At 72.9% G+C, this 13,973-nt stretch carries 9 protein-coding genes; all 9 read right to left on the reverse strand.

Translation table 11 applies throughout. The features are described from left to right. Positions 1–24: 24 nt before the first annotated feature. Positions 25–834, reverse strand: coding sequence for an NmrA family NAD(P)-binding protein (locus tag ACYBSK_RS25400; protein ID WP_460243468.1), 810 nt, complete (start codon positions 832–834; stop codon positions 25–27). A gap of 172 nt (positions 835–1,006) precedes the next feature. Beyond that, complete coding sequence (ahcY, locus tag ACYBSK_RS25405; RefSeq protein WP_460243469.1) at positions 1,007–2,404, reverse strand: adenosylhomocysteinase; 1,398 nt, start codon at positions 2,402–2,404, stop codon at positions 1,007–1,009. Beyond that, positions 2,394–3,251 (reverse strand): methylenetetrahydrofolate reductase [NAD(P)H], encoded by an 858-nt coding sequence (gene metF / locus ACYBSK_RS25410; RefSeq protein WP_460243470.1) that lies wholly within the window; start codon positions 3,249–3,251, stop codon positions 2,394–2,396. Before metF ends, ahcY begins: the two co-directional genes overlap by 11 nt. Beyond that, positions 3,248–6,715 (reverse strand): methionine synthase, encoded by a 3,468-nt coding sequence (gene metH / locus ACYBSK_RS25415; protein WP_460243471.1) that lies wholly within the window; start codon positions 6,713–6,715, stop codon positions 3,248–3,250. The genes metF and metH overlap by 4 nt, the downstream gene beginning before the upstream one ends. After that, positions 6,712–7,695, reverse strand: a complete 984-nt coding sequence (locus tag ACYBSK_RS25420; protein ID WP_460243472.1) for a carbohydrate kinase family protein — start codon at positions 7,693–7,695, stop codon at positions 6,712–6,714. The genes metH and ACYBSK_RS25420 overlap by 4 nt, the downstream gene beginning before the upstream one ends. 31 nt (positions 7,696–7,726) lie before the next feature. After that, complete coding sequence (gene metK, locus ACYBSK_RS25425) at positions 7,727–8,938, reverse strand: methionine adenosyltransferase (protein WP_460243473.1); 1,212 nt, start codon at positions 8,936–8,938, stop codon at positions 7,727–7,729. A 48-nt stretch (positions 8,939–8,986) separates the two neighbouring features. After that, positions 8,987–11,020, reverse strand: a complete 2,034-nt coding sequence (locus ACYBSK_RS25430; RefSeq protein ID WP_460243474.1) for a condensation domain-containing protein — start codon at positions 11,018–11,020, stop codon at positions 8,987–8,989. A gap of 301 nt (positions 11,021–11,321) precedes the next feature. Next, positions 11,322–12,155 carry a 4'-phosphopantetheinyl transferase family protein gene (locus ACYBSK_RS25435; protein ID WP_457479540.1) on the reverse strand — a complete coding sequence of 278 codons (834 nt, stop codon included), beginning with the start codon at positions 12,153–12,155 and terminating at the stop codon, positions 11,322–11,324. Beyond that, positions 12,152–13,921: an acyl-CoA dehydrogenase gene (locus ACYBSK_RS25440; protein WP_460243475.1), complete on the reverse strand. Its 1,770-nt coding sequence runs from the start codon at positions 13,919–13,921 to the stop codon at positions 12,152–12,154. The genes ACYBSK_RS25435 and ACYBSK_RS25440 overlap by 4 nt, the downstream gene beginning before the upstream one ends. Between the last annotated feature and the right edge of the window lie 52 nt (positions 13,922–13,973).

A 13,973-nucleotide genomic window follows, 5' to 3' on the forward strand; every position in this document is an offset into this window, starting at 1 on the left:
CCCGCGCCGCGGGGCCCGTGCGGGTCAGACGTTCCAGACGCCGGTGGCGGCGGCGTCCTTGGCGAAGTCGGCGAAGTCCTTGGGCTTGCGCCCCGTGGCCTCCTCGACGCCGTGCACGAGGTGGGCGTTGCGCCCGTCGAGGATCAGCTGGAACAGGTCGGCGAACTCGACGGGCAGCCCGTGCTCCTCCAGCGACTTGCGGTACTCGTCGACGCTGACGGGGATGTACGTGATGGTGCGGCCGGTCGCCTTGGACAGCTCCTGGGCGATGTCGCCGAAGCTGAGCAGCCGCGGGCCGGACAGCTCGTACGTCTTGCCGATGTGCTTGTCGTCGGTGAGCGCGGCGACGGCGACGTCAGCGATGTCGTCGGCGTCGACGAACGGCTCCACGGCGTCGGCGGTCGGCAGCACGATCTCGCCGGACAGCACCAGGTCGTGGAAGAAGCTCTCGTTGAAGTTCTGGTTGAACCAGCTGGCGCGGACGACGGTCCAGTCGGCGCCGGACTCCTTCACCTTGTTCTCGCTGATGACGGCGCCCTCCTCACCGCGCCCGGACAGCAGCACCAGACGGCGAGCCCCCTTGGCGACGGCGACCTTGGCGAATTCGCCGACGGTCTCGGCGGCGCCGGGGAAGGCGAGGTCGGGGTAGTAGGTGATGTAGACGGCGCTCACGCCGTCGAGCGCGGCGTCCCACGTGGTGGGGTCCTCCCAGACGAAGGGAGGCGTCCCGGAGCGGGAGCCGATGCGCACGGGGAGCCCCTTCGCGGTGAGCCGCTCGGCGACCCGCCGTCCGGTCTTGCCCGTGCCGCCGATCACCAGGGTCGTGTTCGTCATGGTTCGTCCCGTCTGTAGTGACTCTGTAGTGACATGTGTCGTGTGCGTGGTACGGGGGTTTCCGTGTATGCATGGCAGCGTAGGCAGGCCTTTGCCCCGCGAGCCATGGCAGCTGGCCGTCCCTTGAGCGGTCCTTGAGCGGACCGTCGGGATCAGGCCAGTGGGAGCGGTGTCAGTAGCGGTAGTGGTCCGGCTTGTACGGGCCCTCGACCTCGACACCGATGTACGCGGCCTGCTCCGGGCGCAGCGTCGTGAGCTTCACGCCGAGTGCGTCCAGGTGCAGACGGGCGACCTTCTCGTCGAGGTGCTTGGGCAGCACGTACACGTCGGTCGGGTACTCCGAGGGCTTGGTGAACAGCTCGATCTGGGCCAGCGTCTGGTCCGCGAACGAGTTGGACATCACGAACGACGGGTGACCCGTCGCGTTGCCCAGGTTCAGCAGACGCCCCTCGGACAGCACGATGATCACCTTGCCGTCCGGGAACGTCCACGTGTGGACCTGCGGCTTGACCTCGTCCTTGACGATGCCCTCGATCTTCGCCAGCCCGGCCATGTCGATCTCGTTGTCGAAGTGACCGATGTTCCCGACGATCGCCTGGTGCTTCATCCTGGCCATGTCCGAGGCCATGATGATGTCCTTGTTGCCGGTCGTCGTGACGAAGATGTCGACCTGGTCGACGACCTCGTCCAGCGTCGTCACCTGGAAACCGTCCATCGCCGCCTGCAACGCGCAGATCGGGTCGACCTCGGTCACGATCACACGCGCGCCCTGACCACGCAGCGACTCCGCACAGCCCTTGCCCACATCGCCGTACCCGCACACCAGCGCGGTCTTGCCGCCGATCAGGACGTCCGTGGCACGGTTGATGCCGTCCACCAGCGAGTGCCGGCAGCCGTACTTGTTGTCGAACTTCGACTTCGTCACCGCGTCGTTCACGTTGATCGCGGGGAAGAGGAGGGAGCCGTCCCGGTGCATCTCGTACAGACGGTGCACACCCGTCGTCGTCTCCTCCGTCACGCCGCGGATCTCGGAGGCGAGGGCGGTCCAGTCGAGGTCGGAGCCCTCCAACAGGGAGCGTACGACCGCGAGTTCCTCGTTGGAGGCCTCCGGAAGCTTGCCGGTCTTCTGCTTCTCCACGCCGAGGTGGACGAGGAGGGTGGCGTCGCCGCCGTCGTCGAGGATCATGTTGGGCCCGGTGTGTCCGGGCCAGGTCAGAGCCTGCTCGGTGCACCACCAGTACTCCTCCAGCGTCTCGCCCTTCCAGGCGAAGACGGGGATGCCGGCGGCGGCGACGGCCGCGGCGGCGTGGTCCTGCGTGGAGAAGATGTTGCAGGACACCCAGCGGACCTCGGCGCCGAGCGCGACGAGCGTCTCGATGAGGACGGCCGTCTGGACCGTCATGTGCAGGGAGCCGGTGATCCGCGCCCCGGCCAGCGGCTGGGCGGCCGCGTACTCCGCGCGGATCGCCATGAGGCCGGGCATCTCGTGCTCGGCGAGGGTGATCTCCTTGCGGCCGAAGGCGGCGAGGGAGAGGTCGGCGACCTTGAAGTCGGTGAACTCAGCTGACATGAAGGCTCCTTGAGCTCAGTACGTTGCGGTGGATGTCGAGGGCCGCCGTGGACTGGTTGAGGGTGATGTAGTGCAGCCCCGGGGCGCCTTCGGCGAGGAGCCGGTCGGCCATGGCGGTGGCGTGGGCGACCCCGATCGCGTACGCGGCCTCGGGGCGGTCGCGGGCGACTTCGAGGCGGTGCGCGAGGTCCTCGGGGAAGGCGGCGTCGGAGAGTTCGGCGAAGCGGCGGATCTGCCGGACGTCGGTGGCCGGCATGATCTCCGGGATGATCGGCGTCGTGCAGCCCGCCGCGGCGACACGGTCGCGCAGCCTCAGGTAGTCCTCCACGTCGAAGAACATCTGGGTGATGGCGTAGTCCGCGCCGGCCCGGCACTTGTCGACGAAGTGCCGGATGTCGCTGTCCCAGTCGGGCGAGCGGGGATGTCGCTCCGGGAACGCGGCGACCCCGATGGTGAACTCGCCGAGCGACCGGACGAGTTCGACGAGCTGGCGGGCGTGCGTGAAGCCTTCCGGGTGCGGGGTCCAGGGCCCTTTGGGGTCGCCGGGCGGGTCGCCGCGCAGCACGAGGACGTCGCGTACGCCCGCGTCGGCGTACTGGCCGATGATGCGGCGCAGTTCGGCGACCGAGTGGCCGACGGCGGTCAGGTGCGCGACGGGGCGCAGGGTCGTCTCGGCGACGAGCCGTTTGGTGACGTCGATGGTGCGGTCCCGGGAGGAGCCGCCCGCGCCGTAGGTGACGGACACGAAGTCCGGGGCGAGCGGTTCGATCCGGCGGATGGCCCGCCACAGGGTCCGCTCGCCCTTGGCCGTCTTCGGCGGGAAGAACTCGAAGGAGAACGTCGTCATGACCGGCCGCCTCCCGCGTTGAAGTAGGACGCCTCGGGGTGGTGGACGACGAGGGCGTCGGTGGACTGCTCGGGGTGGAGCTGGAACTCCTCGCTGAGCCGGACACCGATCCGCTCGGGTTCCAGGAGGTCGGCGATCTTCGCGCGGTCCTCCAGGTTCGGGCAGGCGGGGTAACCCAGCGAGTAGCGGCACCCCTGGTACTCGGTGCGCAGCATGCCGTCCAGGGAGGCGGGGTCGGCGGCGGCGACACCGAGTTCGGAGCGGACGCGGGCGTGCCAGTACTCGGCGAGCGCCTCGGCCAACTGCACGGACAGTCCGTGCAGTTCGAGGTAGTCGCGGTAGGAGTCGGACGCGAACAGCTTCGCCGTCTCCTCGCCGATCCGGGAGCCGACGGTGACGACCTGGAGGCCGACGACGTCGGTTTCGCCGGACTCCTCGGGACGGAAGAAGTCCGCGAGGCACAGGTGGCGTCCGCGCGACTGGCGCGGGAACGTGAACCGGGTCCGTTCGTGACCGTTCTCGTCGAGGACGATGAGGTCGTCACCCTTGGACACGCACGGGAAGTAGCCGTGCACGACGGAGGCTTCGAGGAGGTTCGCGGTCCGCAGCCGGTCGAGCCACATCCGCAGCCGCGGCCGGCCCTCCCGCTCGATCGTGTCTCCCTTGAGCCCCCACTGGCCCTTGAAGAGGGCGCCCTCGTCGAGCCAGGACGCGTACTCCTTGAGCTGGATGCCCTTGATGACGCGGGTGCCCCAGAACGGCGGCTCGGGCACGGGGTTGTCGATGGCGACGTCGGAGCGCACGGGGCCCTCGTCGGGCGTCTCCTCGACCACGACGTCGCGCTTCGGGACCCGGCGCTGCTTCAGTTCCGGGAGGGTCGCGCCGGGAACGCCGCGCTTGACCGCGATCAGGGCGTCCATCAGGCGCAGGCCCTCGAACGCGTCCCGGGCGTAGCGGACTTCGCCCTCGTAGATCTCGTGCAGGTCCTGCTCGACGTAGGCGCGGGTGAGGGCGGCGCCGCCGAGGATGACGGGGAAGTCGGCGGCCATCTTGCGCTGGTTGAGCTCCTCCAGGTTCTCCTTCATGATCACCGTGGACTTCACCAGCAGCCCCGACATGCCGATCACGTCCGCGCGGTGCTCGGCAGCGGCGTCCAGGATCGCCGAGACCGGCTGCTTGATGCCCAGATTGACCACGTTGTAGCCGTTGTTCGACAGGATGATGTCGACGAGGTTCTTGCCGATGTCGTGGACATCGCCGCGCACCGTGGCCAGCACGATGGTGCCCTTGCCCTCGGAGTCGGACTTCTCCATGTGCGGCTCCAGGTAGGCCACCGCGTTCTTCATCACCTCGGCGGACTGGAGGACGAACGGCAGCTGCATCTGGCCGGAACCGAACAGCTCACCGACGACCTTCATGCCCTCCAGGAGGGTGTCGTTGACGATGTCCAGCGCGGGCCGGTCCGCCAGCGCGTCGTCGAGATCCTGTTCGAGACCGTTCTTCTCGCCGTCGATGATGCGCCGCTGAAGACGCTCCTCCAGCGGCAGCGCCGCCAGCTCCTCGGCCTTGCCGGCCTTGAGGGACTTCGCGGTGGCGCCCTCGAACAGGGCCATCAGCTTCTGCAGCGGGTCGTAGCCCTCGGCGCGCCGGTCGTAGATCAGGTCCAGGGCGGTGGTGACCTGCTCCTCGTCGAACCGGGCGATCGGCAGGATCTTCGAGGCGTGCACGATCGCCGAGTCCAGTCCTGCCTTGACGCACTCGTCCAGGAAGACCGAGTTCAGCACGATGCGGGCGGCCGGGTTGAGGCCGAAGGAGATGTTCGACAGGCCCAGCGTCGTCTGCACATCCGGGTGGCGCCGCTTCAGCTCCCGGATCGCCTCAATCGTCGCGATACCGTCCTTGCGGGACTCCTCCTGACCCGTGCAGATCGTGAACGTCAGACAGTCGATGAGGATGTCCGACTCGCGGATGCCCCAGTTCCCGGTCAGGTCCTCGATGAGGCGCTCGGCGATGGCGACCTTGTGCTCGGGGGTGCGGGCCTGGCCCTCCTCGTCGATGGTCAGCGCGATCAGCGCGGCGCCGTGCTCCTGCGCCAGCCGCGTGACCTTCGCGAACCGGGACTCCGGGCCGTCGCCGTCCTCGTAGTTGACCGAGTTGATGACCGCACGCCCGCCGAGCTTCTCCAGACCTGCCTGGATGACATCGACCTCGGTCGAGTCCAGCACGATCGGCAGCGTCGAGGCGGTGGCGAAACGCCCCGCCAGCTCCTGCATGTCCGCGACGCCGTCCCGGCCCACGTAGTCCACGCACAGGTCCAGCATGTGCGCGCCCTCACGGATCTGGTCGCGCGCCATCTCCACACAGTCGTCCCAGCGCGCCTCCAGCATGGCCTCGCGGAACTTCTTCGACCCGTTGGCATTCGTGCGCTCACCGATCGCCATGTACGCGGTGTCCTGGCGGAACGGCACCGTCTGGTACAGCGACGCCGCGCCCGGCTCGGGCCGTGGGACGCGATCCGGCGGCGTCAGACCCCGTACGCGGTCGACCACGGCACGCAGGTGCTCCGGGGTCGTCCCACAGCAGCCGCCCACCAGCGACAGGCCGTAGTCACGGACGAACGCCTCCTGGGCCTCCGCGAGCCCGTCGGGGCCGAGCGGGAAGTGCGCGCCATCGCTGGTGAGGACCGGCAGGCCGGCGTTGGGCATGCACATCAGCGGCGTCCGGGAGTGCCGGGCCAGGTGGCGCAGGTGTTCCGTCATCTCGGCCGGGCCCGTGGAGCAGTTGAGACCGATCAGGTCGATGCCGAGCGGTTCGAGGGCGGTCAGCGCGGCGCCGATCTCCGAGCCCAGCAGCATCACACCGGTCGTCTCGAAGGCCAGCGAACACACCAGCGGAACCGAGACACCGAGGGCGTCCATGGCGCGGCGGGCGCCGACGAGGCTGGACTTCGTCTGGAGCAGGTCCTGCGTCGTCTCGACGATCAGCGCGTCCGCCCCGCCCTCCAGCAGACCCTCGGCGTTGCGCTGGTACCCGTCGCGGATCGTGGCGTAGTCGATGTGACCGAGCGACGGCAGTTTCGTACCCGGCCCGATCGAGCCGAGGACCCAGCGGGCCCGGCCGTCCTTGGCGGCGAACTCGTCGGCGACCTCGCGGGCGATACGGGCACCCGCCACGGACAGTTCGTGGGCGCGCCCCGCGATGTCGTACTCCCCCAGCGCCGCGTGGTTCGCGCCGAACGTGTTCGTCTCGACGCAGTCCACGCCCACGGCGTAGTACTCCTCGTGCACGGAGCGCACGATGTCGGGCCGGGTGGCGTTGAGGACTTCGTTGCAGCCCTCCAACTGCTGGAAGTCGTCCAGGGTCGGGTCCTGCGCCTGGAGCATGGTGCCCATCGCCCCGTCGGCCACCACGACGCGGGAGGCCAGCGCGGCGCGCAGTTCGCTGACGCGGTCCGCCGCGGTCATGACGCCGTCTCCAGGACCGGGGCCAGCTCGCCGGCGGCCTCCGGGCCGTACCGGTGGCGCAGGAGGTCGGTGAGGTGCGCGGGGTCGGGGGCGTAGTTCTGCGAGCCGACTCCGGCCAGGGCCAGCGAGGCGACGGCGCAGCCGAGTTGGGCCGCGCGGGGTGCGGGCAGGCCGTGGGCGACGGCGGCGAGGAACCCGGCGCGGAACGCGTCGCCCACGCCGGTCGGGTCGACGGTGTCGACGCCGACGATGCCCGGCACGGTGCGGGCTGGGGTGTCCGCGGACTCGATGCGGGCGCCCTTCGCGCCGAGCGTGGTGACCCAGGTGCCGACACGGCGCAGCACGTCGGCGCGGCTCCAGGAGGTGCGTTCCAGCAGCAGGGCGGACTCGTACTCGTTGGTGAACAACCACCGTGCGCCGTCGACGAGTTCGCGGACCTCGGCGGCGCCGAGACGGGCGAGCTGCTGTGAGGGGTCGGCGGCGAACGGGACGCCGAGGGTGCGGCAGGCCGCGGTGTGGCGCAGCATGGCGGCCGGGTCGTCGGGGGCGACGAGGACGAGGTCGACGCCGCCCGCCCGCCGGGCGACCGCCGTCAGGTCGATGTCCCGGGCCTCGGTCATGGCGCCCGCGTAGAACGCGGCGATCTGGTTGGCGTCCTGGTCGGTGATGCACGAGAACCGGGCGGTCTGCCGTTCGTCGCTCACGCGCACCGCGCCGGTGTCGACGCCGTGCTCCTTGAGCCACACCTCGTACGCGCCGAAGTCGCTGCCGACGGCGCCGACCAGGATCGGGGCGAGGCCGAGGGAGCCGAGGCCGAAGGCGATGTTGGCGGCCACTCCCCCGCGCCGTACCTCCAGGTCGTCGACGAGGAACGACAGGGAGACATGGGCGAGCTGGTCGGCGAGGAGCTGGTCCGTGAACCGGCCGGGGAACGCCATCAGGTGGTCGGTGGCGATGGAGCCTGTCACCGCGATGCGCATGGGAACTCCTGTCCCTGTCGGCGGGTTGCGGTCACAGTCCCGCGGCGGTCTTGAGCCGCTCGGCGCGGTCGGTGCGCTCCCAGGTGAAGTCGGGCAGCTCGCGCCCGAAGTGGCCGTACGCGGCGGTCTGCCGGTACAGGGGGCGCAGCAGGTCGAGGTCGCGGATGATCGCGGCCGGGCGGAGGTCGAAGACCTCGCGGATGGCGCGCTCGATGCGCTCCTGGGCGACGGTCGCGGTGCCGAACGTCTCCACGAACAGGCCGACCGGCTCGGCCTTGCCGATGGCGTACGCGACCTGGACCTCGCAGCGGGCGGCGAGGCCGGCCGCGACGACGTTCTTGGCGACCCAGCGCATCGCGTACGCGGCGGAACGGTCGACCTTGGAGGGGTCCTTGCCGGAGAAGGCGCCGCCGCCGTGGCGGGCGTAGCCGCCGTACGTGTCGATGATGATCTTGCGGCCGGTGAGCCCGGCGTCGCCCATCGGGCCGCCGATCTCGAAGCGGCCCGTCGGGTTGACGAGGAGGCGGTGGCCTTCCGTCTCCAACTTGATTCCCTCCTGGGCGAGTTGGTTCAGGACGTGCTCGACGACGTGCTCGCGGACGTCGGGGGCCAGCAGTCCGTCGAGGTCGATGTCCGAGGCGTGCTGGGTGGAGACGACGACCGTGTCCAGGCGGACCGGGCGGCTTCCCTGGTACTCGATGGTGACCTGGGTCTTGCCGTCGGGGCGCAGGTAGGGGACGGTGCCGTCCTTGCGGACCTCGGTGAGGCGCCGGGAGAGGCGGTGGGCCAGGTCGATGGGCAGCGGCATCAGGCTCGGTGTCTCGTCGCACGCGTAGCCGAACATCAGGCCCTGGTCGCCCGCGCCCTGCCGGTCGAGCTCGTCCGACTCGGAGCCGTCGACGCGCTTCTCGTAGGCGGTGTCGACGCCCTGCGCGATGTCCGGGGACTGCGCGCCGATCGACACCGACACTCCGCAGGAGCCGCCGTCGAAGCCCTTGGCCGAGGAGTCGTAGCCGATGCCCAGGATCGTCTCCCGCACGATCCCCGGCACGTCGGCGTACGCGGACGTCGTCACCTCGCCCGCGATGTGCACCTGGCCGGTGGTGATGAGGGTCTCCACGGCCACCCGGGAGGCGGGGTCCCGGGCGAGCAGCGCGTCGAGGATCGCGTCGCTGATCTGGTCGGCGATCTTGTCGGGGTGTCCCTCGGTCACGGACTCCGAGGTGAACAGTCGTGTCGGCATGGTTCTCCTGAGGTGTGAGGTGGGGCGGTTGACCGGTGGCCGGGCGGGTCACCGGGTGCGGCGGGCCACCGCTTCGAGCGCGCGGGCGAATCCGGCGGGCGGGGCCGTGGTGCCGGTGAGGACCACTCCGGGCGGGCGGTCGCGGGTGGCGGCGAGGCTGCGGGCGAGCGCGTACGCGGTGTCGCCGCCGCCGCACAACGCGCCGAGGACGAGGGGGCCTTCGAGGTCGGCCAGCGCGCGGGCCGGGGTGGCGGCGTCCGCGTACGGCGGCGGGCGCAGCAGGACGACGGCCTCGGGTCCCTGGTAGGCGTAGGCGACCCGGGTGAGCGAGGACAGTGGGGTGCCCGGCGCCCGGACGAGGCACACGGTGCCCGCGCCGGGGTCGGCGGCGGGGCGCAGTTCGACCAGCGGGGAGGGGCGGCGGGCGGCGGGCCGGACGCGCGGGGCGCGGCCCGGTCCCGCGAGGAGCGCGAGGGCCTGGCCGACGGTGGTGGACGGTGTCGCCGCGCCGGGCAGTTCGCGCAGCGCGTGGGCGGCCCGCGCGAGCAGGTGTCCGGCCCCGGCGATGGCGGCGCCCAGGCAGGTGGCGGTGAGCAGCAGCGCCCCGTCGTCGTCCCGGTGGGCGACGAGCGTGACGGGGAACCCGGTGCGCGCGCCGAGCGTCTCGGCGCCGCTGACCCGCACCCCGAGCGCGGCGAGCCCGGGGGCCAGGTCCTCGGGGGCCTGCGGGCGGCGCTCGACGTGCACGAGCGTGCCGGTGCGCGGCGCGGCACCGGTGGGGCGCCCCGGGTGGGCGGTCCCCTCGGACACCCACTCGTAGGCGGACACGTCGATCGACTGGTCGCGGAGCCCGCGCAGGAGGCCGGTGAGCGGCGCCGCGGGGTCGATGCCGGCCGTCATCGGCAGCGGGTTGCGCAGCGCGGCGGGCAGCCGCTCGACCCCGTCGAGGGGGATGCCGCGGCCGGGCACGGTGGCGCTGAAGCGGACCGTGGCCGGGCCGCGGCCCGCGCCCGCCCGGTACAGGGCCAGCGCCCACACCGCGTACAGGGCGCTGCTCTCGGGGCAGCCCTGGCCCGCCGCCCACACGCGCAGCCGTTCGCTCTCCTCGGGGGTGAGCCGGGCGCGGACCTGGCCGGCGCCGACCGCCTGCCCGTCGGCGCCGGGCAGGCGCGTCGCGGGTCCGGGGGGCTCGGCCTGCCAGAACTCCTGTGCCGGGGCCGGGTCCTGGGCGGCGTGCCAGCGCGCGTGGTCGCCGTGGTCGGGGCGGCGCTCGCCGCCGCGCAGTGCGCCGCCCGCCAGGTAGGCGCGGTAGAACTCGTGCAGCAGCAGCCGGGCGCTCCAGTCGTCGAGGAGCGCGGGGTGGAAGCTGAGCAGGACGCGCGCGGTGTCCGTGCCGCCTTCGAGGACGGTGACGCGCAGCGGTCCCGGCCTGCGTGGGTCGACGCCCCGGCGCCGGTCGGCCTCGACGAGCGCCTGCCACTCCACGCTGCCGTGCGGGAACCGCAGCACCTCCGGGCCCGTCCCGTCGTGGCACACGATCCACGGTTCGGGCCCGTCCTCGAAGGCGGCCCGCAGTACGCTCTCCCGGTCGGCGACCGACTGCCAGGAGGCGGCGAGCCGTCCCGCGTCGAGCGGTCCCCGCCAGGTGAGCGCGAGCTGTTCGCACCAGCCCTCGGTGCCGGGATGCGCGTCGGCGTCGGCGAGCAACTCCCGTTGCAGGGGCGTGGGTTCGACGCGCGCGGCGGCGCCGGGGCCGGCCGGCTCGACGGTCAGCAGGTCGGCGAGGAGCCCGGCGGGGAAGGGCGCCGCGGCGGCGCCGGGCCGCGCCCCGACGGGTGTCAGGTGCAGGTGGTGGTGGCCGGGCCCGACGCGCAGCAGCCGGGGCCGCCAGGCCGGGCCGGGGCGGGCGGCGAGCCGGTCCAGGCGGTCGAGGGCGGCCTCGACCGCCTGCGGGTCGAGGGGGCCGCGCAGTTCCAGGACGGGCGGCGCGGCGGCGTCGGCCGGAGGGGCGACGACGACGGTCATCGCGGCGCCGGGGGCGGGCCGGGCGGACGCGGAGTGCGAGGAGTGGTCGGTGGTCATCGGCGTCCGGGGCGCGCGCAGCTCCGCGGCGACGGCCGGTGCGGCCGGGCCACGCGTGCGGGGCAGCCCCCTCCCTCCCCTCTCTCGACGAGTGCGGAACGAGTGTGCGGGGCCCGCCCACGCAGCCCTGATACGGCGCTGACACGTCGGTGGTCCGCCGGTGGGGCGACGCGGTGCCGCGAGGCTGCGCAAGGGAGGCGACCGTCTTGGCACGCTAACGGGGTCCGGCGTGGCGCGGCCGGTTCCTCCACCGGGGCCGGAGACGGATTCGAGCGCTTCTCGAGCGCGGTAGCGCGCACGGTCAGCCGAGCAGTTCGGTGACGGCGCCGACGAAGCCTTCGTCGAGCATGGTGGCGGCCGCGGTGTCGGTCGAGGCGGCGAGGCCCGCGTCGTGGCGGGCGACGCTCAGCACGTACCGGCCGAGGACGTCGTGCGTGGCGAAGGCCCATTCGCCGCGGGCGGCGGGCCGGCCGTCGGGGGCGCGGAGTTCCGTGCCGTCGGCGGTGAAGCCGAACTCGCTGAAGCCGAGCCGCAGCCCCTGCCCGAGCGCCTTGGTGTAGGCCTCCTTCAGGGTCCACAGGCGCAGCAGCCGGGCGGCCCGCGCCCGCTCCGGGAGCCGTTCGAGGGCGGCGCACTCGGCGGGCGTGAGGACGTGGCCCTGCAACAGGTCGTACGACATGTGCCGGTCGGCGGGTTCGACGTCGACGCCGATGCGGCCGTCCCGGCTGATGCCGACGGCGATCACGTCGTCGGTGTGGGTGAGGCTGACGTCGATCTGGTCGAGGCCGCGCAGATAGGGCCGTCCGCCGATCTGGTAGGCGAGGTCGAGTTCGGCCGGGCGGGTGCGCAGCGCGGCGGCGGCCGTGTACTTGGTGGCGAGCCGCGAGGCGACGAACCGGTGCCGGATGGTGGGGTCCTGGGTGCGGCGGTAGCGCTGCCAGTCGCGGCCGAGCAGGGTGCGCAGGCCCGGGTCGGTGACGGCGGCGCCGAGCCATTCGCCCCAGGTGGTGTGCACGACGGCGTTGCCGTGCCGGTCCATGGCGTCGCGGACGAGGTGCCAGGGCGCGCCCGGTCCCGCGACGTGGACGGGGGCGCTGATGCGGTCGGCTCCGGGCAGTGCGGCGGGCGTCGTCATGGTGTGCCCTCCTGGGCGTGCCCGCCCCCGTGGGCGAGCGCGTCGAGGTCGTGGCTCAGTCCTTCGCGGTGGCGGCGCAGGAGTTCGTCGAGGACCTGGTCCTGGACGCCTTCGGGCAGGTCGGGCACGGGGATGCCGAGGCGTTGGCCGGTGCGGGTGAGGGCGAGGACGGCCCAGGCGGGTTCGGCGAGGAACGGGTCGGAGCCGTCCTGGCTCTCCCACACGCCGAGCACGGCGGCGGCGCCGACGACGCGGGCGTAGCGGTCCGCGAGCCGGACGACGGCCGGGTCGGTGAGGGCGCTCGCGGCGGCGGGGATGTGGCGGCACGCCTCGCGCAGGGCGCGCAGTTCGTCGGCGTAGGACTCGGCGAGTGCGGCGAGCGCGCCGATGTGGCCGCCGAGGTCGCGCAGCGGCGCGAGGCGCTCGGCGCTGGCGACGAGGGAGGCCGCCATGAAGTCGCCGCCGCCCGCGATGCCGAGCAACCGGTAGTCGAGGTGCGGTAGTTGGGCGTCGGCGGCGAAGAGTTCGGTGGGCGGTTCGGGTTCGGCGAACCAGGACCGTTCGGCGAGGCCGCGCAGTTGGGGCACGAGGACGGACAGGCAGGAGGCGCTGCCCGCGTGGCCGAGTCCGGCGACGGGCAGGTCGCGGACGAGTTTGTCGAGCGCCCCGTACTCGGGGGTGGAGCGGTCGTAGCCGCGGGCGCCGAGGACGGTGGCGAGTTCCTCCAGGTTCTCGCGCAGCAGGTCGGGCACGACGTACTTGACGGCGGCGGCGAACAGGTGGGCGCTGGCGGGGAGCAGGCTCAGGGCGCGCAGCACGACGGTGGCGGTCGCGTCGCAGGCGAGGAGGTCGGCGAAGACCCCGGCGAGCGGCCGGTGCCACCTCTTCGCGACGCGCCCGGCGCGGCCCTCGGTGGCGGCGCGGACCGCGGAGTGCAGGACCGTGCCCGCGGTGGCGGTGACGACGCCGCAGATGAGGCTGCGGTTGACCTGGAAGGCGCGCAGGGCGAGGCCGACGCCGTCGCCGGTGGCGCCGACGAGGGCGTCGGCGGGCACGGGGCGGTCGGTGAACTCCAGGCCGGAGAAGAGGGCGCCGCGCATCCCGGTCGTCTCGACGCGCGGCAGGTGGGTCGCGGGCTGCCGGGCGGGGTCGAGCAGCAGCACGGAGTGGCCGCGCGGTCCGCGGGCGGGGTCGGTGCGGGCGTAGACGACCTGGCGGTCGGCGCGGCGGGCGTTGATGACGACGTCCTTGCGGCCGCCGAGGAGATAGCCGCCGGGGGCGGGGCGGGCGGTGAACTCGTCGCGCAGGATGGCGTTGGCGTGCGCGAGTTCGTGGTGCAGGATCGCGATGCGGCCGCCGCGCAGCAGCACGTCCGCGACGTCCCGGCGCTGCCGTTCGTCGCCGGCGGCCCAGACGGCGCCCGCGGCGAACAGCGAGACGATGCCGTGCCCGAAGCCGAGGCCCACGTCGCGCCGGAACACCGGGCGCAGGGCGCGCGCGAGGGTGTCGGCGCGGGTCAGCCGGCCGCCGAGAGCGGCCGGGACGAGTTCGGCGCCGAACCCCGCGTCGGCGAGCAGCGCCTCGGTCGCCTCGGGCGGGGTGCGTCGCGCGTCGGCGGCGAACAGGGCGGCGAGACCGTGCGGGTTGGCGCGGTCGTAGGGGTCGCCGAGCCGCGCCTCCAGCCGCCGCGCACGCGCGAGGGCATCGGCGTCGGGGCGGTCGCTGGGCGGCGCGGGGCGCCCGTGGGTCTCGGCGATGGCGGTCATGACGGCGGTGTTCGCCTCCTTCGTCGTACGGGGGTGCGGTGCGGGCGGTCCG

Source organism: Streptomyces sp. BYX5S (assembly GCF_054724165.1).

Bases quoted from the DNA above. Each gene is read 5' to 3' on its own strand.
- ACYBSK_RS25400 (WP_460243468.1), bottom strand. From the start codon at position 834: ATGACGAACACGACCCTGGTGATCGGCGGCACGGGCAAGACCGGACGG.
- ahcY (WP_460243469.1), bottom strand. From the start codon at position 2,404: ATGTCAGCTGAGTTCACCGACTTCAAGGTCGCCGACCTCTCCCTCGCC.
- metF (WP_460243470.1), bottom strand. From the start codon at position 3,251: ATGACGACGTTCTCCTTCGAGTTCTTCCCGCCGAAGACGGCCAAGGGC.
- metH (WP_460243471.1), bottom strand. From the start codon at position 6,715: ATGACCGCGGCGGACCGCGTCAGCGAACTGCGCGCCGCGCTGGCCTCC.
- ACYBSK_RS25420 (WP_460243472.1), bottom strand. From the start codon at position 7,695: ATGCGCATCGCGGTGACAGGCTCCATCGCCACCGACCACCTGATGGCG.
- metK (WP_460243473.1), bottom strand. From the start codon at position 8,938: ATGCCGACACGACTGTTCACCTCGGAGTCCGTGACCGAGGGACACCCC.
- ACYBSK_RS25430 (WP_460243474.1), bottom strand. From the start codon at position 11,020: ATGACCACCGACCACTCCTCGCACTCCGCGTCCGCCCGGCCCGCCCCC.
- ACYBSK_RS25435 (WP_457479540.1), bottom strand. From the start codon at position 12,155: ATGACGACGCCCGCCGCACTGCCCGGAGCCGACCGCATCAGCGCCCCC.
- ACYBSK_RS25440 (WP_460243475.1), bottom strand. From the start codon at position 13,921: ATGACCGCCATCGCCGAGACCCACGGGCGCCCCGCGCCGCCCAGCGAC.